The following is a 24,085-nucleotide window of genomic DNA, read 5'->3' as shown; positions in this document are numbered from 1 at the left end:
GCCTGATTTATTGAAGATGTGTCACAATCCACACAAACAGGCGACAACAACCGAAAACAAAACTAGTTCAATGACTGGCAATAAATATTTTTGCAGGTCACACTGTATTGCTTGGTACTTATTAGCACTCCCTGTGCACTCATCACTATCAACAGATACCGACTAAAAATAACTAACAACGCACTTACCGACATCTCATAACATTGTCGTGTTTTACCGTCACTCGCATTTGCCATTAATAACCTGACTCAGGTATTAAAGTAAGCCTTCAATCCAACATTGAAACTTATACGCCCTTTATTAGTGCGCGCATCTGTCGCCTGTGTTCCATGACTGTCCAGGATACTTTTATGATTCGTAAATGTTTGTTCCCCGCTGCCGGCTATGGCACGCGTTTCCTGCCGGCCACCAAAGCCATGCCGAAAGAAATGCTGCCGATCGTCAACAAGCCGTTGATCGAGTACGCCGTTGAAGAAGCGCGGGACGCCGGCCTGCAACACATGGCCATCGTCACCGGTCGCGGCAAGCGTGCGCTGGAAGACCATTTCGACATCAGCTACGAGCTCGAACACCAGATCCGTGGTACCGAGAAAGAGAAATTCCTCGCCGGCACCCGCGAGCTGATCGACACCTGCACCTTCTCCTACACCCGTCAGGTGGAAATGAAAGGCTTGGGCCACGCAATTCTCAGCGGTCGCCCGTTGATCGGCGATGAGCCGTTTGCCGTGGTGCTGGCTGATGACCTGTGTCTGAACCTCGAAGGTGACGGCGTGCTCACCCAGATGATTGAGCTGTACAAGAAATTCCGCTGCTCGATCGTCGCCATCCAGGAAGTCCCGGCCGACCAGACCCACAAGTACGGGGTGATCGCCGGCGAACTGATGTCCGACGGCATCTACCGGGTCAACAACATGGTGGAAAAACCGGCCCCGCAAGACGCGCCGTCGAACCTGGCGATCATCGGTCGCTACATCCTCACTCCAGACATCTTCGACCTGATCGCCGACACCCAACCGGGCAAGGGCGGCGAAATCCAGATCACCGACGCGCTGATGAAACAGGCGCAGAACGGTTGCGTGCTGGCCTACAAATTCAAAGGCTTGCGGTTTGACTGCGGTGACGCCGAGGGTTACTTGCAGGCGACCAATTTCTGCTACGAAAACGTTTATCTCAAGGGCCGCTGAGACGACTCCCTTCACCCAACGAGGCCACCATGAACATTGCACAACATTCCGTAGAGATTGAACGCGAGGTGGGTAACCTCGGGGTGATGAGCTGGCTGTCGCGCCATCAACCGTTGCCCAGCGCCAACGAAACCTGGCTGGGCACGATTCTGCTGGTGGAGCGGATTGGCGTATTTCCGGCGTCCGGTGATATTCGCCGGCCGTTGCGCGATCCGTATCCGCTGCTCGCGCATTTGAAAAAGCTGTATGGCGAGCAGGCGTTGGAAATGGATGACCAGGATGGTCTGAAGGTGATCTTCAGCGACTGGCGCTTTCGCGTGCGGATTTGCTGCAACGATCCGGCGATCATCATTAACGTCGAAACCCGGTGCGATACGCGCTTGATGCCGCAGAAACTCTCGGAGCTGCTGAGCCAGATAGAACAATTCGAATAAACACACTTCCCTGTAGGAGCTGCCGCAGACTGCGATCTTTTGATGTTGCTGTTAAAAACAAGATCAAAAGATCGCAGCCTTCGGCAGCTCCTACATTTGGGTTTTGTGGTTATTTCGGGAGGCCGTCGCAACGGTCCTTGGCGCCGGTAATCCAGCCGTAAAAGTAATCAGCAATCACCTTCCCGCCCGTGGCCGGCACCGGATGAATCTTGTCCGGGCCGATCATCGCCGCCGCGTAGCGTTTGACGTCGGGCCCGAACGCGCATTGCAGATTGGCATATCCCAGATGCTGCTCCCGCGCCCACGGCTCAAGCACCTGCGCGTACGCCGACATCGGATACGCACTGGAGCGCGTGGTGTCCTGACGCATGATCAGGTTGATACTCGCCTGCGGCTGAATCTCGCGCAGCATGCCCACCAGCCCCTGAACGTTCTGCAAGTACTGTGCAGGCTTGACGCCGAACCCTTGATCGTTACCGCCGAGCATGATCAGGTAAACATCAGCGGGGATCTTCGACACCGCAGCTTTCCACTGCACCTGCCATTGCGGATCCTTGTGATAGAAGTCCGCAGAGGCCGCACCCGATGCCGCCAGTTTCGAGACCCGCACGCCGTTCTGCTCGTTGCTCATCCACAGGCCGAACAACGTCGGCGCGCCCTTCACCACTTCCAGTTTGAAGGACCAGTCTTTCGCTGCCGAAAGGCCTGTCAGCGCGACTTCCTGAACGCCCGAACCTTCAAGCTTCAGGGGTTGCCAGTCTTGCGCGGGAGACCAGCGATAGCGGAGCTCGCTGGATTCACCGTTGCCCAGATAAAGCAGTTTCGCCTGAGTGACCGCCGTATCAATGCGCGGCGAAGGACTGGCATCCACTTGCAACCATGCGCCGGGCCGGCCTGTTACCGTGCGACTGTCCGGACTCGCCTGGCCCAGGTCTGAAACCTTCCAGTCGCCGCCGAAGTACTTGTCACTGCTGCGGGTGTATTTGAAATGCGTGCCGCCCAGCGCCGCGCCGTGGTTGAAACCGACGTAACCCGGCCCGGCAAAACCCACCTCCCCGGCCACGCGCTGCACCAGCTTATTCAGGTAGAAATCCTGTCCGGCGCTGTAGCTGTCGCCGATCACCGAGACCGACAACACCTTGCCGGCCTTGCCTTCACGCCACTGCGCGAATCGCTCGCGGGCGTCGCCCACCTGAACCACCGAGGCCGCCACGGGTTGCGCATCATCTACTGCCAACATGCAAAATTTTCCTTCAGTCTGGAATGGCCCACTGAATGCTTGGGTGTACAGAGATCAACTGTAGGAGTGAGCCTGCTCGCGATAGCGGTCTATCCAATACAAATGCATTGACTGACACAACGCTATCGCGAGCAGGCTCACTCCTACATTTATCGCGGTCATCCGCTAAATCTGTGTACACCAAGAAAATTTGTGGGAGCGAGCTTGCTCGCGAAGCTTTTAGCTGTTTTGCGTCTGCACCACAGGGACGATGGGCGCCACCGGTTTCTTCTTCGCCACGCGCTCGCCGAGGAACAGCACCGAAGTGAAATTGAACCGACTGAAAACCATCGACAACACCACCGGCCCCAGCAAGCCAAAGCTCAGCCCACCGAGCACCAGCAAGCTCTCATCCTTCACCCCCAACCGTCCCAGCACAAATCGCGACGTCGCCGCGAACAACACATGAAACAGGAAAATCGCATAGGAATAACCGCCCAACCAGGTCAGCGCCTTCGACCGTACATCACTCGACAGCAGCGCGATGCAGGACACGCAACCCACGGTCAAACCAATCAGACTGCGACGATCAACAATCAACTCACGATCAATCGCCGCGACATACAACAACGTCAGCGAGATCAACACCAACACCAGCGGCCCGATCACTTTGAACGTCTGCTTCAACCGGTCGACATTCTCCTGGCCAATCATCCCTGCCACGAAAAACGGCAGCAGATAAATCGCGCCGTTGATCCCGAACGCATCGAACTTGAACGGCGGCAACAAAAACAACACTGCCGCAAACGCGAACAGCCCATACAACCGCGTCGCCGAACGCAGCATCCCGCGCCACTCCAGCAGCCCGACGAACATGAAAATGATGAACACCGCCTGCAGGAACCAGAAGTGGTTGATCGGCACCCAGAACGACAACAACGCGTCGATCACCCCGACGTCCTTGTTCACCCCCGGTCCCACTGCTTGCAGCACCGAGAACGGCACGCCGACGCAAAACAGCGGCACGATCAAGCGGCGCACCTTGCCGCTGAAGAACGCGGAAAAGTCATTGCCGCGAATCTTGTAGATCGAATAGATGTACCCGGAGATGAAGGTGAACAGCGGCATACGCACGTACACCATCGAATCGGCGATCACCCGGAACGGTGAGCCGATGTCGATTTTCAACCCGCCGCCCAACGGCCCGATGACGTGATAGAGCACCAGCAACAGGCACGCTAGGCCACGCAGGGTTTCAATCTCCAGGGACTTTTTCTTGCTCGACATAAAGCACCTGCCTCAATTCAGAATTCTTGATTCAACCTGCACCGGTTTGTTCGCCCGCAGCATCAAGCCCAGGCCGACAAACAACACCGGCACCACCATCGAGAAGTGCCGGGCGAAGGAACCGAAGTCCGGCTCGAACAGCCCTTGCACCAGCAGAAACGCCAGCGGAATCGCGATCAGTTCCTTGGGTTTGGTCTGGATCGGCGCGCCTTTGTAATCGGTCGAGGTGATGACTTTGAACAGCAGCAACGCGGTCATGATCATCAACGCGACGAAGATCACCTGACCCGGGCCGGACAGCAGAATCAGCTCCACCGGGAACGACAGGCGGAAGAAGATGATCATCGAGTCCAGCGCCTGCGAAACAAAATCGCTGCCCGTGAGCCACGAGACAATCAATGACTTCGAGCCCTCCTCGCCCGCCGTGCGCAACTCGTTGTTGCTGGCGCGAATCGACGACACCGGAAAGCCCAAAGCGAGCTGAATCGACATGGCCACCGCGAGGTAGAACAGGAACAACATCAGGAAGAAAGTCGTGCGTGACACGTACTTTTTCATCACACAGACGCCCACCCACGACAGCGAAAACAGAATCCAGTAAGGCCGGATCAGTACGCCGTAAATCACCGCCGAGAGGAAGAAACCGCCACGATACTTGCGCGTCAGCGAGCTGAGCAGAATGCTCAACACCGCCACCGACACAATGATTTCCTTGGTCAGGTTCTCCAGGAAAAACGAGCGCACGATGCCCCACAGACACAGGGTGCCGAAGATCGCCAACGGCATGCGCCGAAACACCACCACCGGTATCGCCGTGAGGAAAAAATTGCAGAACATGCCGTAGGCCCAGGCATTGGTCAGGTTGATCCCGGTGGGCCGCAGCAGGAACGCCGAGCACTCGTAAGATGAGCGATCCGGTGAGAACGGGTTCCAGAAATTGCAGTTGTCGGCACGGGCGTAGGACGACCACAAGGTCATCGCATCCGGGCCCGGATCACGCGGGATCAACAGCGGCATCGCCACCGACAGAAACAGCCCGGTGAACAGGATCAGGAATGAGATCGACGAATCGAGTCGCTTGCCACGAAACTCGATGCACGGCAGCTTCAGGCCCATGACAACGCGCCCTTTTTCCCGGCCGTTGCGCGGGTCAGCACGGCAATCACCAGCAGTTGCACGATGATCGCGAAGACGTTGCCCCACGCCGCGCCGTAGATCGAATAGTGCTTGATCAACACATAGCTGACCGGCACCGAAATCAACAAACAAATGGCAGCGCTGGCCAGTGACACTCGACTGTTTTTCGAGGCAATCAAACCACCCCAGACGATGTCGCCAATCGCGCGCAGGGCGAAGGAGAAAATCAGTACGCCGAGGATCGCATTGTCCGGACGCGGCACGCTGGTGGCGACGTAATCGAGCACCACGTTGAAAAACACATAGATCGCCACCGCCACCGCCGCCGATACCAGCAGCGAGCGCATCACCCACTTGTTGATGAACAGTTGCTTGACTGTGAACGCCTGTTGCTCGGCTTGGAAACGCTTGGCCAGCACCGGAATCCCGACTACCGCCACCACGGCGTACGACAGCGCCTGCAAAGTGTTCGCCGCCGACCACGCGTACACGTATTTACCGAGGCTGGCGTAGGGTTCCAGATCGATGATCAGAAAGCGCTCGGCGTACTGACTCAATGCGATCAATCCAGTGCCGAGGTAAAACGGCAATCCGGCCTTCCACACCGTGCCCGTGGCCAACGTCTCAGCGACCCGGCCCTTGTGCACGTTCACCACGATCAGGTAACCGGCGATGATCACCAGCACGTTCGCGGCGACCCACAGCCACAACACACTGGCGATGCCCGACACCCAGTCGAGCATCATCCCGCCCACCGCCAATACCGCCCACAGGCCGGTCTTGACGAAGAACAGCAACGCGCCCGCCGTGGCTTTCTGCGCGGAAAACACGAACGAGTTGATCTCGAACGACAGGTGTTCGGTGAGCAATACCAGCGTCACGCAAAGGATCAGCGCAGTCGTCGCTTCAACTGTCTGGAACAGTGAATAGATCAGCACCGTCGCTACCGACAACAACAGCCCCACCGCCAGATACAGCAGCAGGACTTTATCGACCACGCGGCGCGAACTGCCGCCGACGCTGATCAACCGATTGATCTCGGAACTGAAACCGACGCTGTAGAACTTCGACGCAATCAGCGATGCCGCGACCACCACGCCGTAAAAGCCCAGCGCCTCATATCCGAGGTAATGGGTGATCGCCAACACCAGCAAAAACTTCGCGCCTAACGCTCCGCCGCGAAGCAGCAGCCGAAATATCATCGAACGACACCCTTGATGATGTCATCCATGGCCACGGTTTTCGCTTCGATTTCACGGCAGGTATCCGTCAGGCGTTTGCCGAAGTTCGACAGCGCATTCGGCGCGTAAACCGTGTCGATGATGGTGTCGACATTGATGTCGCCGCCGTTGATCACCCAGTCTTCCACACCCATGTCCTGATAGGCGCCAAAGCCTTTGCGTTCATAGCTGATGTGGTACGCCGGCACGCCGGAAAGCAGCGACTCGATAGCCCCGTGCAAGCGTACGGAAATCACCAGATCCGGCTGATATTTGGCAATCGTCGCCTTCAGCGACAACAGGTCTTCAGTGATGCCCAGCTCGCGATAAAAAGCACCGTCATCGTTGCCGCGCACCGCGCTCTGTACGGCGCAGACCACTTTGCTTTTGTTCTTCAGGCGCTGCAGCAGCACTTTCAGATTGGCCACGTAAGCGACTTTCTTTTCCTTGCTCCACTCCGGCGGCTTGCGCAGCACTACGCAGACCGTGGCTGGCGAAGACGCGCAGCGGGTGAACTTCGCTTGCTGGAGGATTTTGCTCGCCAGCGACTGCACTGCCAGGTCCGGTGCGCGGTAGACGTTTGCACAGGCATCGAAAATCGCCGAGGAGCGATTGTCGCGCACGAACACCGCATCGGCGCTGGCGTAGTGTTCGACGATCTTGCTGCTCTCGCCATGGAACGGGCCGATGCTTTGCGGCAGGTACACCGACGGCACTTTGCTGAGGATCGCGGTTTCCAGTTGTTTGGCGTGGCCGAGTTTCAGCTTGATGTGTTCGAAAGCGCTTTTCGAGCGCATGTAGCCGCCGCCGACGCCGACGATCAGATCGGTTTTCTTCAGCAGATCCGCCAGCCCGGCGTAGGACTGATTAAGGAACACCGCTTGCTTGACCCGGCCCAAACCCTTGGCCGCCATCACTGGCGCGTCAAAACGCGGGTGCGGCAAGTAGCTGAAAGAATCCGGATCGGAAGCGACAACACTGATCGCGGTGTCTTCACCAAAGTTGCGTTGCACAAGGGCAATGGCCAGATCGACGAGCAAGCCGTCACCGGAGTTGGAGGCACTGTAGCCATGCAAAATCGTTACGTTCATATGCTTGAGTTCTACTTAAAAAGTGGGAGCGCGGTACAAGTCGTAGGTCTGGCGAATCATCAACGCGGCGCTGAAACGCTCGCGGACGATGCTCCGACCTTCATTGCCGAGGTCGAGCAGGCGCGGCTTCTGGATGATCGTCAGCACGTCGGTCAATGCCTGGTGATCACCGGACGGGAAGACATAACCGGAGACTTCGTTGGTGACCAGTTCAGGCAGCGACGTGCAGTTGCTGGCAATCACCGGTAAACCCATGGCCATGCCTTCCAGCGGCACCATGGCGAAACCTTCCCAGCGACTTGGCACAATTAGCGCATCGGCTTTCTGGTACAGCGCCTGCACTTCGCTCGGCGTTACCCATGGCAGGTATTCAACAGAGTCCATCGGTGGGCACTCCACCGCGTCCTCGTTCACCGCGCTGCCGACCACAGTCAGCTTCAAGTCTTTGCGCTGCACATTGGCGAAGGCCTTGAGCAGCACGTCGAAGCCTTTCTGATAATCGAGGCGACCAACGAAAAGCAGATGAATCGGCTCGGGACTCGCCGCTTTCGGCGCGTCATCCTTGCGATGAATGCCGTTGTAGATCAGCTTCATGCGCTTGCGCTCGATGCCGAAGCGCGCGGCTTTGTCGAGTTCGTACTGGCTGACGCAAATGATCACGTCGGTGACTTTCTGCAGCACCCGCTCGATCCACGCATAGACTTTCTGCTTGGTCGGCGAGCTTTCCATCAAGAACGAAAACGCGTGCGGGCAGTAGACGATTTTCGGCTTGCGCCACGGTCGCAACAGCACACAAACACATCGCCCGATCACGCCGGAAAAGGTGCTGTGCAAATGCACCACATCGGGTTTTTCCTTGAGCATCACCTGGGTCAGGCGCCAGGCAAAACGCAACAGCGACGGCACATTGCGCCCGGTACGCGGGAAGGTGCGGATCTGTTTCGCGCCGATGCCGTGCAACTCCTTGGCCTGATCATCCGGGACGAGATACACCAGCTCGTAGTTCGCCGCATCGCCTTCAGGCGAAGCCGAAATCGTCCGGATCACCGTCGCGACGCCACCTTTGATCGTCTCTGCCACGTGCAGTATTTTCTTCACAAATCACCCACTTCAAACAGGAAAAAACAGTCGCTGACAGTCAGGATTTGTCGGACGCGTATTCGTAGTTGTAATAACCGTTGCCGCCGTTGCCGTAGTAACTGGCGGCACGCTTCTCGACGCCGTTGAACACCGCGCCTTTCAACTCGATGCCGTTCTGCGCGAAGCGGCGGATGGTCAGTTCGATCTCTTTGGCCGGGTTCACCCCGAAGCGCGTGACGATCAGGCTGATCCCGGCTTCACGGCCGACGATGGCCGCATCAGTCACCGCCAGCAGCGGCGGCGTATCGATGATCACCAGGTCGTAGCGCTCGCTCAGTTCGGCGAGCAAATCGCGGAAGTTGCCGTGCATCAGCAGCTCGGAGGGATTGGGCGGTACCTGGCCGCGACTGATGAAGTGCAGGTTGTCGATTTCGACCTTGTTGATCGCCTGATCGATGCTGCAGCGCTTGACCAGCAGATCGGACAAGCCGTTGGTGATCGGTGTGTTGAGGGTTTTGTGCAGGTGACCTTTGCGCATGTCGGCATCGATCAGCACCACGCGCTGGCCGCTCAGGGCCATGACCGCGGCGAGGTTGGACGAGACAAAGGTCTTGCCGACCTGCGGGCTCGGCCCGGAAATCATGATGCGGTTGTTGGTCGAATCGAGCCCGGCGAAATGCAGGCAGGTACGCAGGCTGCGGATCGACTCAATGGAAAGATCGGTCGGGTTACGCAGGGCCAACAGGTACGCCGGTTTGTCGACACCGTCGCGGGCGCGGCCTTTTTTGTTGTCTTCTTCATCCTGCAAGGCGCTGTACGGGATCGACGCGTACACCGGCAAACCGAGTTGCTCGATGGCTTCCGGGCCTTCGAGGCCACGGCTCAGGGATTTGCGCAGCAACACCAGAGCTACACCGACAAAGGCACCGAGGAAGGTAGCAATCAGCACAATCAGGGCTTTTTTCGGTTTGACCGGGCTGGTCAGGTCGACATCCGCCGCGTCGACCAGACGCACGTTACCCACGGCACCGGCGCGGACGATGTCCAGCTCCTGGGATTTGTTCAGCAACTGCGTGTAGATCTGCGAGGCCACTTCGACATCGCGGGTCAGGTTGAGCAGCTCTTGTTGCGTGGCAGGCAGATCGCCGACCTTGCCTTCCAGCGACTTCTGTTGCTGGGTCAGTTCGCCGATCTGGCTCATCAGCGCGCGATAGGCCGGGTGCTGTTTGGTGAACTTGCGGTCCATCTCCGCCTGCTGCATTTTCAGCTCGGAGATCCGTGTTTCCAGCGCTACCGACTGACCGAGTACCGACTGGGTTTCCAGCGAGATGTTCACGGTCTTGCCGTGGGTCTGATAGGCGTTCAGCGCATCGCTGGCCTTGGCCAGATCACGTTTGACCTGCGGCAACTGGCTCTGCAGGAAAGCCAGACTCTGCGCCGCTTCCGCCGAGGTGCGACGCACGTTCTGATCGACATAAAGCGCGGCGATCTTGTTGAGAATCTTCACCGCCTCAGCGGCGTCGCTGCTGGCCAGTGCCAGTTTGATAATCCCCGATTCCTTGCCCTGCTCGGAGATATCCAGCGCGTCCTGATAACCCTGAATCGTCACGATCCGCGGGTTGCGCACTACTTCGAAACGCGTGCCAGGGTTGGCCAGCAACTGGCTGATCTGCCCTTCTACACCATCCTGCGCAAACGCTTCGCCGGCGATACCTTCTACCAGCAGGTTGTCGTTGTCATCGAGTAACCGGAAGTGCTTCTGTTCGCCGGCAATCAGGGTGAGCTTCTTGCCCAGCAGTTCTTTCGGCAGATTGAGCCGGGCGAACTCCAGACGCTCACCACCCCAGGCGTAACTGTTCAGGCCGAAACGCGGCGCAGCAACGCTGGTTTCGGTCTCACCGCGATAACGCCGGGCGAGAAAGCCGCCAATGATCGGGAAGGTGTTGGGGGTGACATCAATGTCCAGACGCAGGTCGTCGACGGTTTTGCCGATCACCGCGCGGGATTTGATGATGCCGATTTCGGTCACCGAAGGCGATTGCCCACCGAGCATGCTGTTGAGGTCGGAGAAACCGAGCATGTCGTTCTTTTTCGGCTCGACCTGCACCAGCGCATTCGCCAGGTACACGGGCGTGGCCAACACTGCGTAGGCCACACCGGTGACCATAAACGCGCCGGTGAGCGCGCCGATCAACCATTTCTGGTCAATCAAACTGCCGAATATGCCGAGAAGATCAATACTGTCTTGATCATTGTCGCGGGTGCCGATGACGGACGGTAACTGCATAAGTCTGTTCTTACCATTCATTGATCTGAAGAATATTCATCAACGCGCGAGGCGTTGTGCCCATGAGCTGACAGCATCTTCAATCAATGCATGGGCATGAATAAAAGCGGCCTTGCCTTGACGATACGGATCTTGTATTTCACGCTCGCTCTGCCACTTGCCGAGCAGAAATACTTTGCCCCTCGCATGAGAGGCAATCTTCAATACTTGATTAACATGCTGTTTTTCCATGACCAGAATCAGGTCTGATTCATTGACTATGTCCGCGGTCAATTGGCGTGCCGTGAAGCCTTCGGCGCTATGCCCATGGTCTTCGAGCACTTGCCGGGCGGACGCCTCTACGCCCTCGCCCACCCGCGCCGACAGGCCTGCGGAGGAGACAGTGATCGCTGAAGGAGCGAGCGCGTTACGCAGCATCAGTTCTGCCGTCGGACTACGGCATATATTGCCCACGCAAACGACAAGGATCTTTCTGAACAAGGTTTTACTTTCCTGTGTAATGTCAAACGGCCAACATCTCGAGAGCAATTTAATGAACCCTCAAGATCTTTCTTCACTCGGAAATAGATTCGCCCTGTTAGTACCGAAGCATTAAGTACCACAGCGTTTAAAAGCCCCCCAACCACAATTAGCGGACTAAAAATAACTGTGATTTTCGGCTGATTGTTTTCCGACAAAAAATAACATTCGCGCACTAAGTGCCATCACCTCACTCGAAAATCGAGTAACGAGAAAAACATTCGTAGTTGTCACTTCTCTTCGGGAGAGCAGACATGAAATCAACACATCTCAAAAGACTCAGCGCGCTGGCGCTGACAGTGCTGAGTGCAACGACTCAGGTGCACGCCAGCGAGACGTTTCCCAACCTTCCGGCCAAGAACATCGGTGTTCAGGTAAAGATCCAGAACTTCTCCGCCGCTGACGCCGCACAGATCAAATCCGCAGGCTTCGGTTTTGTCCGCTTCGGTGTGTGGAGCGACAGCCTGACGGCCAAGGCTTATCAGAAACAGGTCAGCGATGCCTTTGCGGCCGCCCAGTCTGCGGGCTTGCCGGTGTTGCTGACGGTCCGCGCGATCAAGGCGCTGCCCGCGACATCGAGCGCCGAGCTAACCACTGCCGGTGAACGCTTCGGCAACGCCGTGACCGGGCTGCAACAGTCATACGGCAAGCAACTGGTGGCGATCGAGCTATGGAATGAGCCGGACCTGGAAACCTATTGGCCGACGCGCAATTTCGACACGACGTTTGTGCCGTTTATGAGCGGCGTGTGCAAGGCGCTGCAGGATCAACCGCCATCAACGCCGGTGATCGGCTACGGCTTCGCCCGGCCGCCCAGCGCCGGTTCTGCTTCAACGGTGGCGCTGAACCGCATCGTCAGCGAATACCCGAAATGCCTGAGCGCGGTGTCCTATCACCCGTATGGCATGACGGCCACGCAGATCAGCAACGCGCAAAACTTCATTCAGCAGAACTTCCATCTGCCGGGGGTCATCAGTGAATGGGGCATCTCGGCGCTTGCCTCCAACGGCGGGCCTGAAGGCCAGGCGAGCAAGATCAACGCGTTTATCGGCGATGTTAAAAAACTCAAGATTCCACTGACATCCATCTATGAATGGAAAAACAGTGATTCCGGCAGTAACGATCGCGAGAAGAACTTCGGCCTGCTGACTTCCGACGGTCAGCCGAAACCGGCGCGAATGTCGGTCGAAGCCTTGTTGAACGCCGAGTAACCCCTGCGCGACCGACCTGCACGCAGGTCGGTTGCTTTGAACCTGTTGGCCGTTTTGGCATCGTATTCATCGATAGCCCGCCCCGCCTTTCAAACAATCGTTTTCAGGTTGTTGCCGCAGGGGCCATCGATACACATACACGCCCTTGAGTGACCGTCAGCGCTCGGGTAATGTCATCAGACCCATAGGATAGAGCACGCCCATGACTTCCAAGCTGGAACAACTCAAACAATTCACCACCGTTGTGGCCGATACCGGCGACTTCGAAGCGATCTCCCGGGTCAAACCGGTCGACGCCACCACCAACCCTTCCCTGCTGCTCAAAGCGGCGGCCATTCCGGCCTACGCCGAGCTGCTGAACGCTTGCGTCAGCGACTGCAAGGGCGATGTCGGCCTGGCCAGCGACCGTTTCGGCGTCGCGGTCGGCCAGGAAATTCTCAAAGTCATTCCGGGCCGTATCTCCACTGAAGTGGATGCGCGCCTGTCGTTCGACAAGGATGCCGTGCTGAAACGCGCGCATCGCTTGATCGAGCTGTACGACAAAGCCGGCATTGGCCGTGATCGCGTACTGATCAAGATCGCCTCGACCTGGGAAGGCATCCGCGCCGCGGAAGTGCTGGAGAAGGAAGGCATCCAGACCAACCTGACCCTGCTGTTCTCCTTCGCCCAGGCCGCCGCTTGCGCCGACGCTGGCGTGTTTCTGATTTCGCCATTCGTGGGCCGTATCTACGACTGGTACAAGAAAGCCAACGGCAACGACTACACCGGCGCCGATGATCCGGGCGTACAGTCGGTCACCCGCATCTACAACTACTACAAGTCCAATGACTACAAGACCGTGGTCATGGGCGCGAGCTTCCGTAACCTCAACCAGATCGAGCAACTGGCCGGCTGCGACCGTCTGACCATCAGCCCGGACCTGATCGACAAGCTGGCAGCCGATAACGGCAAGCTGGAGCGCAAACTGGCCCCGGGCAACGCCGGTGAAGCCCGTCTGAGCCTCAACGAAGCGCAATTCCGCTGGCTGTCCAACGAAGACGCAATGGCCACCGAGAAACTGGCTGAGGGCATCCGTCAGTTTGCTCGCGACCAGGAGAAGCTTGAGGCGCTGTTGCAGGCCAAGCTGTGATTTGAGTTAGGGAAATGCAAAAAGGGCGAACCCGTTAAGGTTCGCCCTTTTTTATTCAGTCAGCCATGGAAAATGTATCGTCTGATCTGACGCCTTCGCGAGCAAGCTCGCTCCCAAAAGGGGATTAATGAACGACGCTGATCCAGTGTGGGAGCGAGCTTGCTCGCGAAGAGGCCGGCCCAGACAACATCACTTCATCAGATCAGTGTCTTTCGAGGGCATTCACCAGGTCATGGAACGCTTCACGATTGGAATCGTTGAGGCCCATGAGGATCTTGTGCGCTTCGAGCACCTTGATCCGCACCACTTCTTCCGACTGGTCCTGATCCGGCAGGTCGTCCAGGCACTCCGGGCATGGCACCGGGTGGTTGACGATGTTGAACACCTGCTCGAACCCCATCGATTGCAGCAGACGGGTAATGTCTTCGTGGGTGGTGACGACAGTCGGCAGCAGGCCGACCTTCTGCCGCGACAGGATCGACAGTTTGGCCAACAGACCCAACGTCGTGCTGTCGATGCTGCGGGTTTCGGTCAAATCGATCACGATCGCGTTGAAATTCAGCGCGGTGAAGATTTTCTCAATAGTCGCATCCAACGCCGAACACAGGGTCAGGCGAACTTCACCGACGAACTTCAGGACGAAGGTGCCGTCCTGCTCGGCGAACTGGATTCTACCGGTACTCATTAAAGATTCCTGCTCAACACCAACAGGGCGATATCATCCGGCATCTCCCCTAGCGTGGCCAATCCAAACACTTGCCGCAGACCATCCAGGCTGCCGCCCGCCGACTTCACCCGTTGAGGCAAAGCGGCTTCTTTTTCTTTGAGCGTAGGTTCTGGCAAAAGATCCAGAATGCCATCGGACATCAGCGTCAGGCTGAACGTCGGCGGCAGCTCAAGCACGTGGTCTTCGTAGGTGGCTTCATTGAAGAGCCCCACCGGCAGACCACGCCCTTCGAGATAACGAACACTGTCAGGCGTGTACAACACAGGCAACGGCAGATGGCCGCCGATGCTATAGGTCAACAAACCGGTCTCCTCGTCGATGACTCCACCGACCATTGTGACGTGTTTACCCAGCTTACAACTGATCAGCCCCCGGTTGATATGACCAAGGACTTCGGAAGGCTTGAATTCCGGCAATGTGCCGTTGCGCTTGGATTCGAACAGCAGGCGCGTGGTCATGAACTTCAGCAGCACGGTGACAAAGGCTGAAGAGGCGCCATGACCGGAGACATCCGCCAGGTAAAACGCGACCCGGCGCTCGTCGACACGGAAATAGTCGACAAAATCACCCGACAGGTACAACGACGGGATGATCTGGTGGGCAAACCTGAACTCGTCGATGCTCCATGGGCTTTCCGGCAGCATGTTCATCTGCACCTGGCGACCGGCGTTCTGGTCTTCCTGGAGCAGGTTCAGGCTGGCCTCAAGCTCGCGGTTGGCCTTTTCCAGCTTCTCGCGGTAGCGCTGGTTTTCCAGCAGCAGGCGCGCACGATCCAGGGCCCGGCGCACAGAGTGCTCGAGCACAGCCAGATCTTCGAGAGGCTTGATCAGGTAGTCCGCGGCGCCCAGGCGCAAAGCCTCGACCGCGTCGTTCATCACGCCGGCACCCGAGACCACGATCACCGGCGTCTGCGGTGACCGCTCGGTGACCTGACGGATCAGTTCGAGACCGCCCATCTGCGGCATGCGCAGATCGCAGATGACCAGGTCGGGCGTGTCTTGCTCGAATACCTGAAGACCCTGTTGGCCGTTGCTGGCCTGCAGGACGCTGAAACCACTGTCTTCCAAATAGGCCGCGAGGCTCGCGCGCACTACTTCGTCATCATCGATTATCAGCAGCGTGGCACTGGTTTTTGGCATGTGGGCAAACGGCGCCAGAATTAGGTTGGCGTAGTTGGCGAGGCATTTGGCCCTGCGCAGACTACTGGATTCGCTTTCTAGCCTCTCTACTGCACCGCTTTCGAGCATTGGCTGCAAACGCGGTTACACCAGAGGTGCCCTTCTAAGGCGCAGACGGTACTCCCATCCGCAGAGCGTTTCAAGCATGCGCCGATGGTCGCTTGACGACTTTACTTGTCAAATCACCGAGAGTTATAAGAACAGCTCAAACCGTAACCCAATGGAAGGACGCACCTATGAGTCAAACCAGTCGGGACTACAGCGAAAAGCGCGATTTCATCCGCATGCGGGTCGATGCCGATGTCGTGTTGATTCATGAAGGAGATGAGGTTTCAGGGGTGTGCATCGACCTCTCCAGCAGTGGCATGCAGGTCGAAGCACCGCGCCTGTTCGCGGTCGGCGACCGCCTGAGCGTGCGCATCGACTCTGAACATGCCGCTCTCAGCGGCCTTGAAGCCGAGACCGAAGTGGTCTGGGTCAGGGCACAGGATGGCGGCGGCCAGAAGCTCGGTCTGACCATTCTGAAAATGAAATAGCTACACACAAAAAAGGCGACCCTGAGGTCGCCTTTGTTTTTTTACCGGTCGAGATTAAAAATCGTCTTCGACCTGGCCATCCTTCACCTTGAACTCGCGATTCTGCAAGTAAGCGTTGCGGATGAAGGTGTACTTGTCGCCACTGATCAACTTCTCGCTCGACAGCAGACTGGCGCGGGTGTCGACGATGTTCAGACCGAAGATCGAGTTACGCGTAGGCACGTGGTCGATGTAGCGGTACATACCGGTGTAGCTGTCGACGTACTTGGAAGGCGCATCACGCAAAGTGCTCGGCCCCATCAGCGGCAGCATCACGTACGGACCGCTGCCCACGCCCCAGTAACCGAGGGTCTGACCGAAGTCTTCGTCGCTGCGGTTCAGGCCCATTTTGGTGCCGACATCGAAGAAACCGAGCAGACCGAAAGTGGTGTTGAAGATCAGGCGAGCGGTGTCGACGCCCGCAGCAGCCGGTTTGGCTTGCAGGATGTTGTTGGCAAGGTTGGTGACGTCACCGACGTTGCGGAACATGTTGTGGATGCCGTCTTCAAGGAACTGCGGCGTGACGAACTCATAGCCCTGGGCCAGTGGCTTCAGCGCGTAAGTGTCAACAAAGTCGTTGAACTGGAAAATCGGGCGATTGACGCTTTCCCAAGGGTCTTCTTCCGTTGCGGCCTGAGTGGCGAACGGCGCCAGCAACAGGCCGGCACATACACTTAGCTGAGCGAGCGGATAGCTCCAGCGCATAGAAAAACTCCTTGGATGTGTACTGTCGCGGACATCGGGGCCCGGGCATTAAGGCCGCTAGTATAAGCGCAAAAGCCCGTTTGGGCAGTCGGCCAATTGTGCAAAGTTGTAGGACGCCTCCCACGCCGCGTTTCACATAGCCGTCACGCAACTGTCACCTGGAATGACTAGCCTTATCGCTATTTCAGGGACGTTGCCATGACACACGCCGAAACCTTGCCCGTCGCCGCGTCCAGCCTGACAGCCGTATTGTTTGGACTCAGCGGTTGTCTGGTGGATTTCGGTGCTCGCGCCCGCCAACAGGCGATCGCCCTGCCCGAGCATGCCGAAGCCACAACGGGCGCGCTCGACAGTCTGCACAGTTTGCAGCGCCAGCAGATTCCCTGCGCCTGGCTGGATGAACTGCCCCCTGCCCTCGCCCAATCGTTATCAACCTCGTTACCGGCCTGGATCAAACCCGCGCAATACTCGGCAACAATCAATCCATGGCCTGCGCCGAACGCTTGCTGGCAGGCCCTGATGGACCTGAACGTCAGCAGTCTGGATGGTTGCGTATTGGTCAGCGGTGAGCCGCGTTTGCTGCAATCGGGCCTTAACGCAGGGCTGTGGACCATCGGTCTCGCCTCCTGCGGCTCGCTGTGTGGCCTGGCGCCGGGTGAATGGCAAGCGCTGAGCCAGAAAGAACGCGAACAACTGCGTGGCAAGGCGACGATGCAGTTATTCGGCCTCGGCGTGCACTCGGTGATCGATCATCTGGGCGAACTCGACACTTGCCTCGCCGACATCAGCCTGCGCCGCCTCAAAGGCGAAAAGCCCTGATCGGGATCATGCAGATTTGCCGGGAGTGGATTAATCTAAAGGTCAGCCATAGACCTTTGGCGCGCGGCTGCGGTCAATGCCAGTGCCTATTGATAAAAGGAAACCACCATGCCCGCCCAAGAACTGCAAAAACAGCTGAATGCCCTGCGCGAGCAACTGGAGCAGAATCCGCCGCTGTCGGAAGTCGAACGTGAAGACCTGCGTGTGCTGATGGCGCAAATTGAGTCCGAAATTCAACTGGAAAATGCCACTCAAGACGCCAGCATCGCCGATGGCGTGAATCTGGCGGTTGAACGCTTCGAAGTCGAACACCCAGCGATTGCCGGCACCCTGCGCAACATCGTCAATGCGCTGGGCAGCATGGGGATCTGATTCCCACGCCATACAAAAAAGCCCTGCCATCACTGGCAGGGCTTTTTCATTTCTACAACTTGCAACACCGTCTCCTGTGGGAGCGAGCCTGCTCGCGAAGGCGTCGTGTCAGTCGACATCAACGTTGAATGACACACCGCATTCGCGAGCAGGCTCGCTCCCACATTGGATATCGCACATTCCGGATCTTTATTGACGCACCAGCCGGTGATTCGGCAACTGTACGCTTTCAGTGCTGCGATACGGGTTGATATCCAGACCGCCGCGACGCACGTAACGTGCGAATACGGTCAGTTTCTCGGGTTTCAACAAACGCTGCAGATCAAGGAAAATCCGCTCCACACACTGCTCATGGAAGTCCGAATGCTGACGGAAGCTGACGATGTATTCGAGCAGACTGGCATGATCCAGCGCCGAGCCACGATATTCCACCACCACAGTGCCCCAGTCCGGCTGACTGGTCACCGGGCAATTGGATTTGAGCAGATGGCTATACACCGTCTCTTCAACAACCCGCGATTCATCGCAGCGCAGCAGTTCCGGGCGCGGATGCTCATAGTTGCTGACGCTGATATCCAGATCATCGATGCACACGCCCGGCAACGCCACAACGCCTTCTGCTTCAACGTCCTTCAGACTGCGAACCCGCACGCCGACCGGTTTGCCGGCGGCGGCCGACAAATCCTTGACCAGCGTCGCTTCCAATGCGGCAACGTCGGCAAACGCCGTCTGGTTCAGCGAGTTCAGGTACAGCTTGAACGACTTCGACTCGATGATGTTCGGCGAATCCGCCGGAATGCTGAACTCGCCGATCGCCACCACCGGCTTACCCGACGGCAACAGCCACGACAGCTCGAAGCAGTTCCAGAAATCCACACCTTTATACGGCAGGGTGTCGGCGGTCAGACCCAGCTCGGCCCATTTCGCGGTGCGCGGAATCGGGAACAGCAGGGACGGCGTGTACGTGGCGATGTATTCGCTGGATTTGCCCAGCGGCGAATGTTCGGCTGCGGGATGCATGGCGGAAACCTGACTGAAGAATCAGCGGATTCTACCAGCCTTTGCCCGCGCCTTTGAGTGCTTACTGACTGACAGTCAGTTTGCCGACCATGCCCGCCTGATAATGCCCGGGAATATTGCAGGCAAATTCCAGACTGGTGGCCTTGCTGAAGGTCCAGGTCAGCTCGGCAGTCTTGCCCGGCTCGACCAGCACGCTGTTCGGGTCGTCGTGCTTCATGCCGTGGCCCATCGCGGCGTGATCCATGCCGGCCATATCGTGGGACACTTCCTTCATGCCGGTAGGCGTGAGCATGCCGCTTTGTTGCATCTGCAACATTTCCTGCTGGTGTCTGGCGTGCATCGCTGCATCGCCGAGGTTGAATTCGTGCAGCAGCTGGCCTTTATTCACCAGCACAAAACGAACCGTCTCACCGGCCTTGACCTGAATCGCCTTGGGGTCGAACGACATGTCGTTCAGCACCACCTCAATGCTGCGCGTGGCTTTGGCGGCAGGCGCTGGCTGGCCGAAGTCGTAGGTGTGCGCGGGTGCCGCCCATACCGGCGAACTCAGCGCCAGCAGACAGGCGGCCAATGTCACGGATTTACGTAAAAACATGGTCGTTCTCCAACAAGATAAGGTTCAGCCTGTGGGAAACTTTAGCCGGCCTGCGCTGGCATCTACCTGACAGGCAGATTACAACTTTGTCAGGTTGGCGTTTATCGCCTGCCCTCAAGGTATAACGCGTTCATTTCTACACCCCGAATCCACTGAGTCGCCCATGAAACTGTTGATCGTCGAAGACCAAGCGAAAACCGGCCAATACCTGCGCCAGGGCCTGACCGAGGCCGGGTTCAATACGGAACTGGTGGCCGATGGCAACAGCGGTCAGCAAATGGCTTTGAGCGGTGATTACGCGTTGCTGATCCTCGATGTGATGCTGCCGGGGTGCAGCGGCTGGCAGATTTTGCAAGCGGTGCGCAGCGCCGGGCTGGATACGCCGGTACTTTTTCTGACGGCCAAAGACGCCGTAGAGGACAGAGTGCATGGCCTCGAACTGGGTGCCGACGATTACCTGGTCAAACCGTTCGCCTTCTCCGAACTGCTCGCGCGGGTGCGCAGCCTGTTGCGTCGCGGCAGTGCCACAGCGCAGGAAACCAGTCTGCAACTGGCCGACCTGCGTCTGGATCTGATCCGCCGCCGCGTGGAGCGCAGCGGCCAGCGTATCGACCTGACCGCCAAGGAGTTTGCCCTTCTGGAAATGCTCCTTCGCCGTCAGGGTGAGGTGCTGCCAAAATCGCTGATCGCCTCACAGGTCTGGGACATGAATTTCGACAGCGACACCAATGTCATCGAAGTGGCGATCCGCCGATTGCGCCTGAAGATCGACGACGAATTCCCCAACAAACTGATCCACACCGTGCGCGGCATGGGTTATGTGCTCGAAGAGCGTGGCGCCTGATGCGCCGGTTGTCCCTCAGTTCGCGTCTGGCCTTGTTGTTTGCTGCGTGCACCGCCGTGGTTTCACTGTTCGCCGGCGTGTTGTTCGACCGCGCCAGCGAGGCGCACTTTATCGAACTCGACCAGCAACAACTGGACGGCAAGCTGATCGGCCTGCGCCGCGCCTTGCAGGATCTTCAACCCGGCCAACGTGAAGCACGACTGGCGGATGAACTGAGCCGTCAGGCCGATCTGTCGCTGCGCATCACTGGCAGTGACGGCCAACGCTGGTACGACAGTTCGACGCAGATCCCCAAGGACTTGACGGCACAACCCGGCCTGTCGACCGTGAGTCACGACGGTACGGACTATCGCGTACTCAACGCCCCGCTCTACCCGGAAAAACCCGATTCGCCGCAATTGACCTTGCTGCTGGACATCACCCATCACCAGCACTTCCTGCAGCGCATGCAACATCTGATCTGGCTGACCGTCGGCCTCTCGGCGCTTGCCACTGCTTTGCTCGGTGCCTGGGCCGCACGCAGCGGCTTGCGGCCATTGCGGCGCATGAGCGCCGTAGCCCGTGGGATTTCCGCACAATCGCTCAACGCCCGACTGCCAGAAGCGCAAATGCCGCCCGAGCTTGCGGAAATGGCCCACAGCTTCAACGCCATGCTCGCACGCCTCGACGACTCGTTTCAGCGGCTCTCGGCGTTTTCCGCCGACATCGCCCATGAACTGCGCACGCCGCTGTCGAACCTGCTCACTCACACCCAAGTCACCCTCACCCGCCCACGGCCGATCGAGGATTACCGCGAAGCGCTGCACAGCAATCTCGAAGAACTGCAATGGATGGCGCAACTGGTCAACGACATGTTGTATCTGGCCAAGGCTGATCACGGTTTGCTGATGCCCAAGCGCGAAGCGCTGGAACTGGCGGACGAGACCGATGTGTTGCTGGAGTTTTTTGCGCCGCTGGCGGAGGACGCCGGGGTCAGGCTGAGCCGTGAGGGCAATGCGCGGATCGCAGGTGATCGCAGTATGTTGCGCCGGGCCTTGTCGAATTTGCTGGATAACGCGCTGCGGTTTACCCCGGCTGAGGGCTATGTGAGCGTGCGGATAGTTGATCAAGCGAGCGCTGTGCGTATTTCAGTCGAAAACAGTGGCGAGGGGATTTCAGCGCAGTTGCTACCACGCTTGTTCGACCGCTTTTATCGGGCTGATCCGGCGCGGCAGGAAGGTAGCAGTGAGCATGCAGGGCTGGGGCTGGCGATTACTCAATCCATCGTCCGCGCCCATGGCGGGCAGATTCATTGCGAATCCGAAGCGGGATGGACGCGGTTTGTGATTGAGTTGCCAAAGGGAGATTGAGGCCAGCAGCTCCGGCCCCTTCGCGAGCAGGCTCGCTCCCACATTGGATCTGCGTCGTTCACAAATCCCCTGTGGGAGCGAGCCTGCTCGCGAAAGCGGTCTAAAGGATTACGAATATCTCAGCGCGTGAGCCGGTTCGATCTTCGCCGCTCGCCACGCCGGATAGACCGTCGCCAGGAAGCTCAGAATAAAGCCCGCCGAGCAGATCAAAAGCACGTCCCCACCCTGCAATTCCGATGGCAGATTGCTGACGAAATACACATCCGAACTGAAGATATGCTGCCCGCTGACTCGCTCGATCCAGCCCACGATCTGACTGACATTCAGCGCGGCGATCACACCCAACACGCCGCCAATGATCGTGCCGACAATGCCGATCACCGTGCCCTGCACCATGAAGATCGCCATGATCTGCCGTGGCGTGGCGCCGATGGTACGCAAAATCGCGATGTCCGCGCCCTTGTCGTTCACCACCATGATCAGCGTCGCGATGATGTTGAATGCCGCCACCGCGACGATCATCAGCAACAGCAGGCCGATCATGGTTTTTTCCATTTTCATCGCGCTGAACAGACTACCCTGGGTGTGGGTCCAGTCGTCAGCCTTGAACTCCGCGCCCAAACCAGCGGCGATGTCCGAGGAGACTTTCGGTGCGGCGTACAGGTCTTTGACCGCCAGACGCACGCTCTGCACCTGATTCGGCTCCCAGTGTTGCATGGTCGCGGCGTCAGCGACATGGATCAGGCCCATCGAGCCGTCCAGTTCAGCGCCAACCTTGAACACGCCGACCACGTTCAAGCGCTGCATGCGCGGTGTGATGCCGCCCGGTGCGGTGCTGACTTCCGGGACGATCAAAGTGATCTTGTCGCCGACGTTGAGGCGGAAACGGCGGGCGGTGATTTCACCGATCACCACACCGAACTCGCCCGGCTTCAAGGCATCGAGACGGCCCTGCACGATGTGCTGGGCAACGATCGATACCTTGCCTTCCTGCGCCGGATCGACGCCACTGATCTGGATCGGCTGCATCAGGCCCTTGTAGGAGAGCATGCCTTCCATCTCGGTGAACGGCACGGCGGCAGTCACTTCAGGATTCTTCATCGCGGCCGCAGCCACCGGCTGCCAGTCATCGATCGGCTTTACGCCAACGATGGTCGCGTGCGGCACCATGCCGAGGATGCGCGAGCTCATTTCGCGCTGGAAGCCGTTCATCACCGACAACACCACGATCATCGCCAGCACGCCGAGGGCGAGGCCGATCATCGAAGTCATCGAAATGAACGAAACAAAGCGATTGCGGCGCTTGGCGCGGGTATAGCGCGTGCCGATAAAGATCGATAACGGTCTGAACATTCGCTGGGGCACCGTATAAAAATAAAAGACCCGACGCCTTTTCAGGCGTCAGGTTTCAGCCAATCAGATGGGCGTGAGGCAACCTTCTTGCAGGTGCAGCACACGGTCCATCTGGCGCGCCAGGTTCATGTCGTGAGTCACCACCAGGAACGCCGTGCGCATCGAGGTGCTGAGCTCCAGCATCAAATCCTGAATGCCTTGCGCGGTGTGGGAGTCGAGGTTGCCGGTTGGCTCATCGAGCATCACCAGGCCTGGCTTGTTGACCAAGGCGCGGGCAATCGCCACACGCTGACGCTCACCACCGGAGAGTTCCGCCGGTTTGTGCTCCAGACGATGGCCGAGGCCGACGCGCTCCAGCAATGCCGTGGCGCGCTGACGGGCTTCCGGGATCGGCGTCTTGCCGATCAACAGCGGCATGCAGACGTTCTCCAGCGCGGTGAATTCCGGCAGCAAGTGGTGGAACTGGTAAACGAAACCGAGCGCACGGTTACGCAGCAGGCCCCGCTTCTTCTCGCTCAGTGCCGACAGCTCTTCGCCGTCGAGCCAGACGCTGCCCTTGGTCGGTGTGTCCAGACCACCGAGCAGGTTGAGCAAAGTACTTTTGCCCGAACCCGAGGTGCCGACAATCGCCACACGCTCGCCCGGAAGCAACTCCAGTTGCAGCCCGGCCAGCACTTCCACCGATTCCGGGCCTTCCTCGTAGGATTTGCCCAGGTTGCGGCAGCTCAAGATTGCTTTTTCACTCATGCC

The 24,085-nt window shown here is 58.2% G+C and carries 24 protein-coding genes; 9 read left to right on the top strand and 15 right to left on the bottom strand.

What is annotated here, in order from left to right:
* Nucleotides 1-350: 350 nt before the first annotated feature.
* Both galU and ACOYXE_RS03045 read left to right on the top strand, forming a co-directional pair.
* The gene (galU, locus tag ACOYXE_RS03050; protein WP_007910549.1) at nucleotides 351-1,184 is read left to right on the top strand and encodes a UTP--glucose-1-phosphate uridylyltransferase GalU; all 834 of its coding nucleotides are present in this window, start codon (nucleotides 351-353) and stop codon (nucleotides 1,182-1,184) included.
* Between the two features lie 29 nt (nucleotides 1,185-1,213).
* Entirely contained in the window at nucleotides 1,214-1,618 is a 405-nt protein-coding gene (locus ACOYXE_RS03045; protein ID WP_405123191.1) for a phosphohexomutase domain-containing protein, read from the top strand.
* Between the two features lie 109 nt (nucleotides 1,619-1,727).
* Here ACOYXE_RS03045 and ACOYXE_RS03040 read toward each other — a convergent pair whose 3' ends face one another.
* The 8 genes from ACOYXE_RS03040 to ACOYXE_RS03005 all read right to left on the bottom strand — a co-directional run bounded on the left by ACOYXE_RS03040 (nucleotide 1,728) and on the right by ACOYXE_RS03005 (nucleotide 11,419).
* Entirely contained in the window at nucleotides 1,728-2,858 is a 1,131-nt protein-coding gene (locus tag ACOYXE_RS03040; RefSeq protein WP_460927638.1) for an SGNH/GDSL hydrolase family protein, read from the bottom strand.
* 219 nt (nucleotides 2,859-3,077) lie between these two features.
* Entirely contained in the window at nucleotides 3,078-4,124 is a 1,047-nt protein-coding gene (locus ACOYXE_RS03035) for an acyltransferase family protein (RefSeq protein ID WP_160058801.1), read from the bottom strand.
* A gap of 12 nt (nucleotides 4,125-4,136) precedes the next feature.
* Nucleotides 4,137-5,240, bottom strand: a complete 1,104-nt coding sequence (locus tag ACOYXE_RS03030; protein WP_160058802.1) for a hypothetical protein — start codon at nucleotides 5,238-5,240, stop codon at nucleotides 4,137-4,139.
* Nucleotides 5,231-6,463: an MATE family efflux transporter gene (locus tag ACOYXE_RS03025; protein WP_460927636.1), complete on the bottom strand. Its 1,233-nt coding sequence runs from the start codon at nucleotides 6,461-6,463 to the stop codon at nucleotides 5,231-5,233. Before ACOYXE_RS03025 ends, ACOYXE_RS03030 begins: the two co-directional genes overlap by 10 nt.
* On the bottom strand, nucleotides 6,460-7,572 hold the full coding sequence (locus ACOYXE_RS03020) for a polysaccharide pyruvyl transferase family protein (RefSeq protein ID WP_095121071.1): 1,113 nt from the start codon (nucleotides 7,570-7,572) through the stop codon (nucleotides 6,460-6,462). Before ACOYXE_RS03020 ends, ACOYXE_RS03025 begins: the two co-directional genes overlap by 4 nt.
* Before the next feature lie 15 nt (nucleotides 7,573-7,587).
* Nucleotides 7,588-8,670 (bottom strand): glycosyltransferase, encoded by a 1,083-nt coding sequence (locus tag ACOYXE_RS03015; RefSeq protein WP_405123187.1) that lies wholly within the window; start codon nucleotides 8,668-8,670, stop codon nucleotides 7,588-7,590.
* Nucleotides 8,671-8,710: 40 nt separating this feature from the next.
* A complete protein-coding gene (locus ACOYXE_RS03010) occupies nucleotides 8,711-10,939 on the bottom strand; it encodes a polysaccharide biosynthesis tyrosine autokinase (protein ID WP_460927633.1) in 2,229 nt (742 codons plus the stop codon).
* A gap of 39 nt (nucleotides 10,940-10,978) precedes the next feature.
* The gene (locus ACOYXE_RS03005) at nucleotides 10,979-11,419 is read right to left on the bottom strand and encodes a low molecular weight protein-tyrosine-phosphatase (RefSeq protein ID WP_064117874.1); all 441 of its coding nucleotides are present in this window, start codon (nucleotides 11,417-11,419) and stop codon (nucleotides 10,979-10,981) included.
* Nucleotides 11,420-11,712: 293 nt separating this feature from the next.
* Between ACOYXE_RS03005 and ACOYXE_RS03000 the strand changes: the two genes are divergently transcribed.
* Together ACOYXE_RS03000 and tal are read left to right on the top strand one after the other, a co-directional pair.
* A complete protein-coding gene (locus tag ACOYXE_RS03000; protein WP_460927630.1) occupies nucleotides 11,713-12,669 on the top strand; it encodes a cellulase family glycosylhydrolase in 957 nt (318 codons plus the stop codon).
* Between the two features lie 202 nt (nucleotides 12,670-12,871).
* A complete protein-coding gene (tal, locus tag ACOYXE_RS02995; RefSeq protein ID WP_160058807.1) occupies nucleotides 12,872-13,798 on the top strand; it encodes a transaldolase in 927 nt (308 codons plus the stop codon).
* Nucleotides 13,799-14,000: 202 nt separating this feature from the next.
* Here tal and rssC read toward each other — a convergent pair whose 3' ends face one another.
* On the bottom strand, nucleotides 14,001-14,483 hold the full coding sequence (gene rssC, locus ACOYXE_RS02990; protein WP_003226553.1) for an anti-sigma factor antagonist RssC: 483 nt from the start codon (nucleotides 14,481-14,483) through the stop codon (nucleotides 14,001-14,003).
* Complete coding sequence (gene rssB / locus ACOYXE_RS02985; RefSeq protein WP_150651528.1) at nucleotides 14,483-15,664, bottom strand: two-component system response regulator RssB; 1,182 nt, start codon at nucleotides 15,662-15,664, stop codon at nucleotides 14,483-14,485. The genes rssC and rssB overlap by 1 nt, the downstream gene beginning before the upstream one ends.
* 275 nt (nucleotides 15,665-15,939) lie before the next feature.
* Between rssB and ACOYXE_RS02980 the strand changes: the two genes are divergently transcribed.
* Entirely contained in the window at nucleotides 15,940-16,239 is a 300-nt protein-coding gene (locus tag ACOYXE_RS02980) for a PilZ domain-containing protein (protein ID WP_160058808.1), read from the top strand.
* Nucleotides 16,240-16,293: 54 nt separating this feature from the next.
* On the opposite strand, the gene ACOYXE_RS02975 is transcribed toward ACOYXE_RS02980, so the two are convergent.
* Entirely contained in the window at nucleotides 16,294-16,983 is a 690-nt protein-coding gene (locus ACOYXE_RS02975) for an MlaA family lipoprotein (RefSeq protein ID WP_038362262.1), read from the bottom strand.
* A 198-nt stretch (nucleotides 16,984-17,181) separates the two neighbouring features.
* Between ACOYXE_RS02975 and ACOYXE_RS02970 the strand changes: the two genes are divergently transcribed.
* Together ACOYXE_RS02970 and ACOYXE_RS02965 are read left to right on the top strand one after the other, a co-directional pair.
* A complete protein-coding gene (locus ACOYXE_RS02970) occupies nucleotides 17,182-17,802 on the top strand; it encodes an HAD family phosphatase (RefSeq protein ID WP_160058809.1) in 621 nt (206 codons plus the stop codon).
* A 108-nt stretch (nucleotides 17,803-17,910) separates the two neighbouring features.
* Nucleotides 17,911-18,174 (top strand): DUF4404 family protein, encoded by a 264-nt coding sequence (locus tag ACOYXE_RS02965; protein WP_122596978.1) that lies wholly within the window; start codon nucleotides 17,911-17,913, stop codon nucleotides 18,172-18,174.
* A 189-nt stretch (nucleotides 18,175-18,363) separates the two neighbouring features.
* Here the strand turns inward: ACOYXE_RS02965 and queF are convergent, their stop codons facing one another.
* Together queF and copI are read right to left on the bottom strand one after the other, a co-directional pair.
* Nucleotides 18,364-19,194, bottom strand: a complete 831-nt coding sequence (gene queF, locus ACOYXE_RS02960) for an NADPH-dependent 7-cyano-7-deazaguanine reductase QueF (RefSeq protein WP_460927626.1) — start codon at nucleotides 19,192-19,194, stop codon at nucleotides 18,364-18,366.
* Nucleotides 19,195-19,255: 61 nt separating this feature from the next.
* Nucleotides 19,256-19,789, bottom strand: coding sequence for a copper-resistant cuproprotein CopI (gene copI / locus ACOYXE_RS02955; protein WP_460927624.1), 534 nt, complete (start codon nucleotides 19,787-19,789; stop codon nucleotides 19,256-19,258).
* Nucleotides 19,790-19,952: 163 nt separating this feature from the next.
* On the opposite strand from copI, the gene ACOYXE_RS02950 reads away from it, so the two are divergent.
* Nucleotides 19,953-20,633, top strand: coding sequence for a heavy metal response regulator transcription factor (locus ACOYXE_RS02950; RefSeq protein WP_160058812.1), 681 nt, complete (start codon nucleotides 19,953-19,955; stop codon nucleotides 20,631-20,633).
* The gene (locus ACOYXE_RS02945; RefSeq protein ID WP_460927622.1) at nucleotides 20,633-21,982 is read left to right on the top strand and encodes a heavy metal sensor histidine kinase; all 1,350 of its coding nucleotides are present in this window, start codon (nucleotides 20,633-20,635) and stop codon (nucleotides 21,980-21,982) included. The genes ACOYXE_RS02950 and ACOYXE_RS02945 overlap by 1 nt, the downstream gene beginning before the upstream one ends.
* A 108-nt stretch (nucleotides 21,983-22,090) precedes the next feature.
* Here the strand turns inward: ACOYXE_RS02945 and ACOYXE_RS02940 are convergent, their stop codons facing one another.
* Both ACOYXE_RS02940 and lolD read right to left on the bottom strand, forming a co-directional pair.
* Nucleotides 22,091-23,335 carry a lipoprotein-releasing ABC transporter permease subunit gene (locus ACOYXE_RS02940; RefSeq protein ID WP_102902248.1) on the bottom strand — a complete coding sequence of 415 codons (1,245 nt, stop codon included), beginning with the start codon at nucleotides 23,333-23,335 and terminating at the stop codon, nucleotides 22,091-22,093.
* A 63-nt stretch (nucleotides 23,336-23,398) separates the two neighbouring features.
* Nucleotides 23,399-24,082: a lipoprotein-releasing ABC transporter ATP-binding protein LolD gene (lolD, locus tag ACOYXE_RS02935; RefSeq protein ID WP_405123178.1), complete on the bottom strand. Its 684-nt coding sequence runs from the start codon at nucleotides 24,080-24,082 to the stop codon at nucleotides 23,399-23,401.
* Between the last annotated feature and the right edge of the window lie 3 nt (nucleotides 24,083-24,085).

This window comes from Pseudomonas sp. MC6 (assembly GCF_054790575.1).
This window is presented reverse-complemented; position numbering and strand designations above follow the sequence as displayed.

Coding starts and splice junctions, on each gene's coding strand:
- ACOYXE_RS03030 (WP_160058802.1), bottom strand. CDS start 5,240: ATGGGCCTGAAGCTGCCGTGCATCGAGTTTCGTGGCAAGCGACTCGAT.
- ACOYXE_RS03045 (WP_405123191.1), top strand. CDS start 1,214: ATGAACATTGCACAACATTCCGTAGAGATTGAACGCGAGGTGGGTAAC.
- ACOYXE_RS02970 (WP_160058809.1), top strand. CDS start 17,182: ATGACACACGCCGAAACCTTGCCCGTCGCCGCGTCCAGCCTGACAGCC.
- tal (WP_160058807.1), top strand. CDS start 12,872: ATGACTTCCAAGCTGGAACAACTCAAACAATTCACCACCGTTGTGGCC.
- ACOYXE_RS03035 (WP_160058801.1), bottom strand. CDS start 4,124: ATGTCGAGCAAGAAAAAGTCCCTGGAGATTGAAACCCTGCGTGGCCTA.
- ACOYXE_RS03025 (WP_460927636.1), bottom strand. CDS start 6,463: ATGATATTTCGGCTGCTGCTTCGCGGCGGAGCGTTAGGCGCGAAGTTT.
- ACOYXE_RS02975 (WP_038362262.1), bottom strand. CDS start 16,983: ATGCGCTGGAGCTATCCGCTCGCTCAGCTAAGTGTATGTGCCGGCCTG.
- copI (WP_460927624.1), bottom strand. CDS start 19,789: ATGTTTTTACGTAAATCCGTGACATTGGCCGCCTGTCTGCTGGCGCTG.
- ACOYXE_RS03000 (WP_460927630.1), top strand. CDS start 11,713: ATGAAATCAACACATCTCAAAAGACTCAGCGCGCTGGCGCTGACAGTG.
- rssB (WP_150651528.1), bottom strand. CDS start 15,664: ATGCCAAAAACCAGTGCCACGCTGCTGATAATCGATGATGACGAAGTA.
- lolD (WP_405123178.1), bottom strand. CDS start 24,082: ATGAGTGAAAAAGCAATCTTGAGCTGCCGCAACCTGGGCAAATCCTAC.
- rssC (WP_003226553.1), bottom strand. CDS start 14,483: ATGAGTACCGGTAGAATCCAGTTCGCCGAGCAGGACGGCACCTTCGTC.
- galU (WP_007910549.1), top strand. CDS start 351: ATGATTCGTAAATGTTTGTTCCCCGCTGCCGGCTATGGCACGCGTTTC.
- ACOYXE_RS03010 (WP_460927633.1), bottom strand. CDS start 10,939: ATGCAGTTACCGTCCGTCATCGGCACCCGCGACAATGATCAAGACAGT.
- ACOYXE_RS02940 (WP_102902248.1), bottom strand. CDS start 23,335: ATGTTCAGACCGTTATCGATCTTTATCGGCACGCGCTATACCCGCGCC.
- ACOYXE_RS02945 (WP_460927622.1), top strand. CDS start 20,633: ATGCGCCGGTTGTCCCTCAGTTCGCGTCTGGCCTTGTTGTTTGCTGCG.
- queF (WP_460927626.1), bottom strand. CDS start 19,194: ATGCATCCCGCAGCCGAACATTCGCCGCTGGGCAAATCCAGCGAATAC.
- ACOYXE_RS03040 (WP_460927638.1), bottom strand. CDS start 2,858: ATGTTGGCAGTAGATGATGCGCAACCCGTGGCGGCCTCGGTGGTTCAG.
- ACOYXE_RS02950 (WP_160058812.1), top strand. CDS start 19,953: ATGAAACTGTTGATCGTCGAAGACCAAGCGAAAACCGGCCAATACCTG.
- ACOYXE_RS02965 (WP_122596978.1), top strand. CDS start 17,911: ATGCCCGCCCAAGAACTGCAAAAACAGCTGAATGCCCTGCGCGAGCAA.
- ACOYXE_RS02980 (WP_160058808.1), top strand. CDS start 15,940: ATGAGTCAAACCAGTCGGGACTACAGCGAAAAGCGCGATTTCATCCGC.
- ACOYXE_RS03020 (WP_095121071.1), bottom strand. CDS start 7,572: ATGAACGTAACGATTTTGCATGGCTACAGTGCCTCCAACTCCGGTGAC.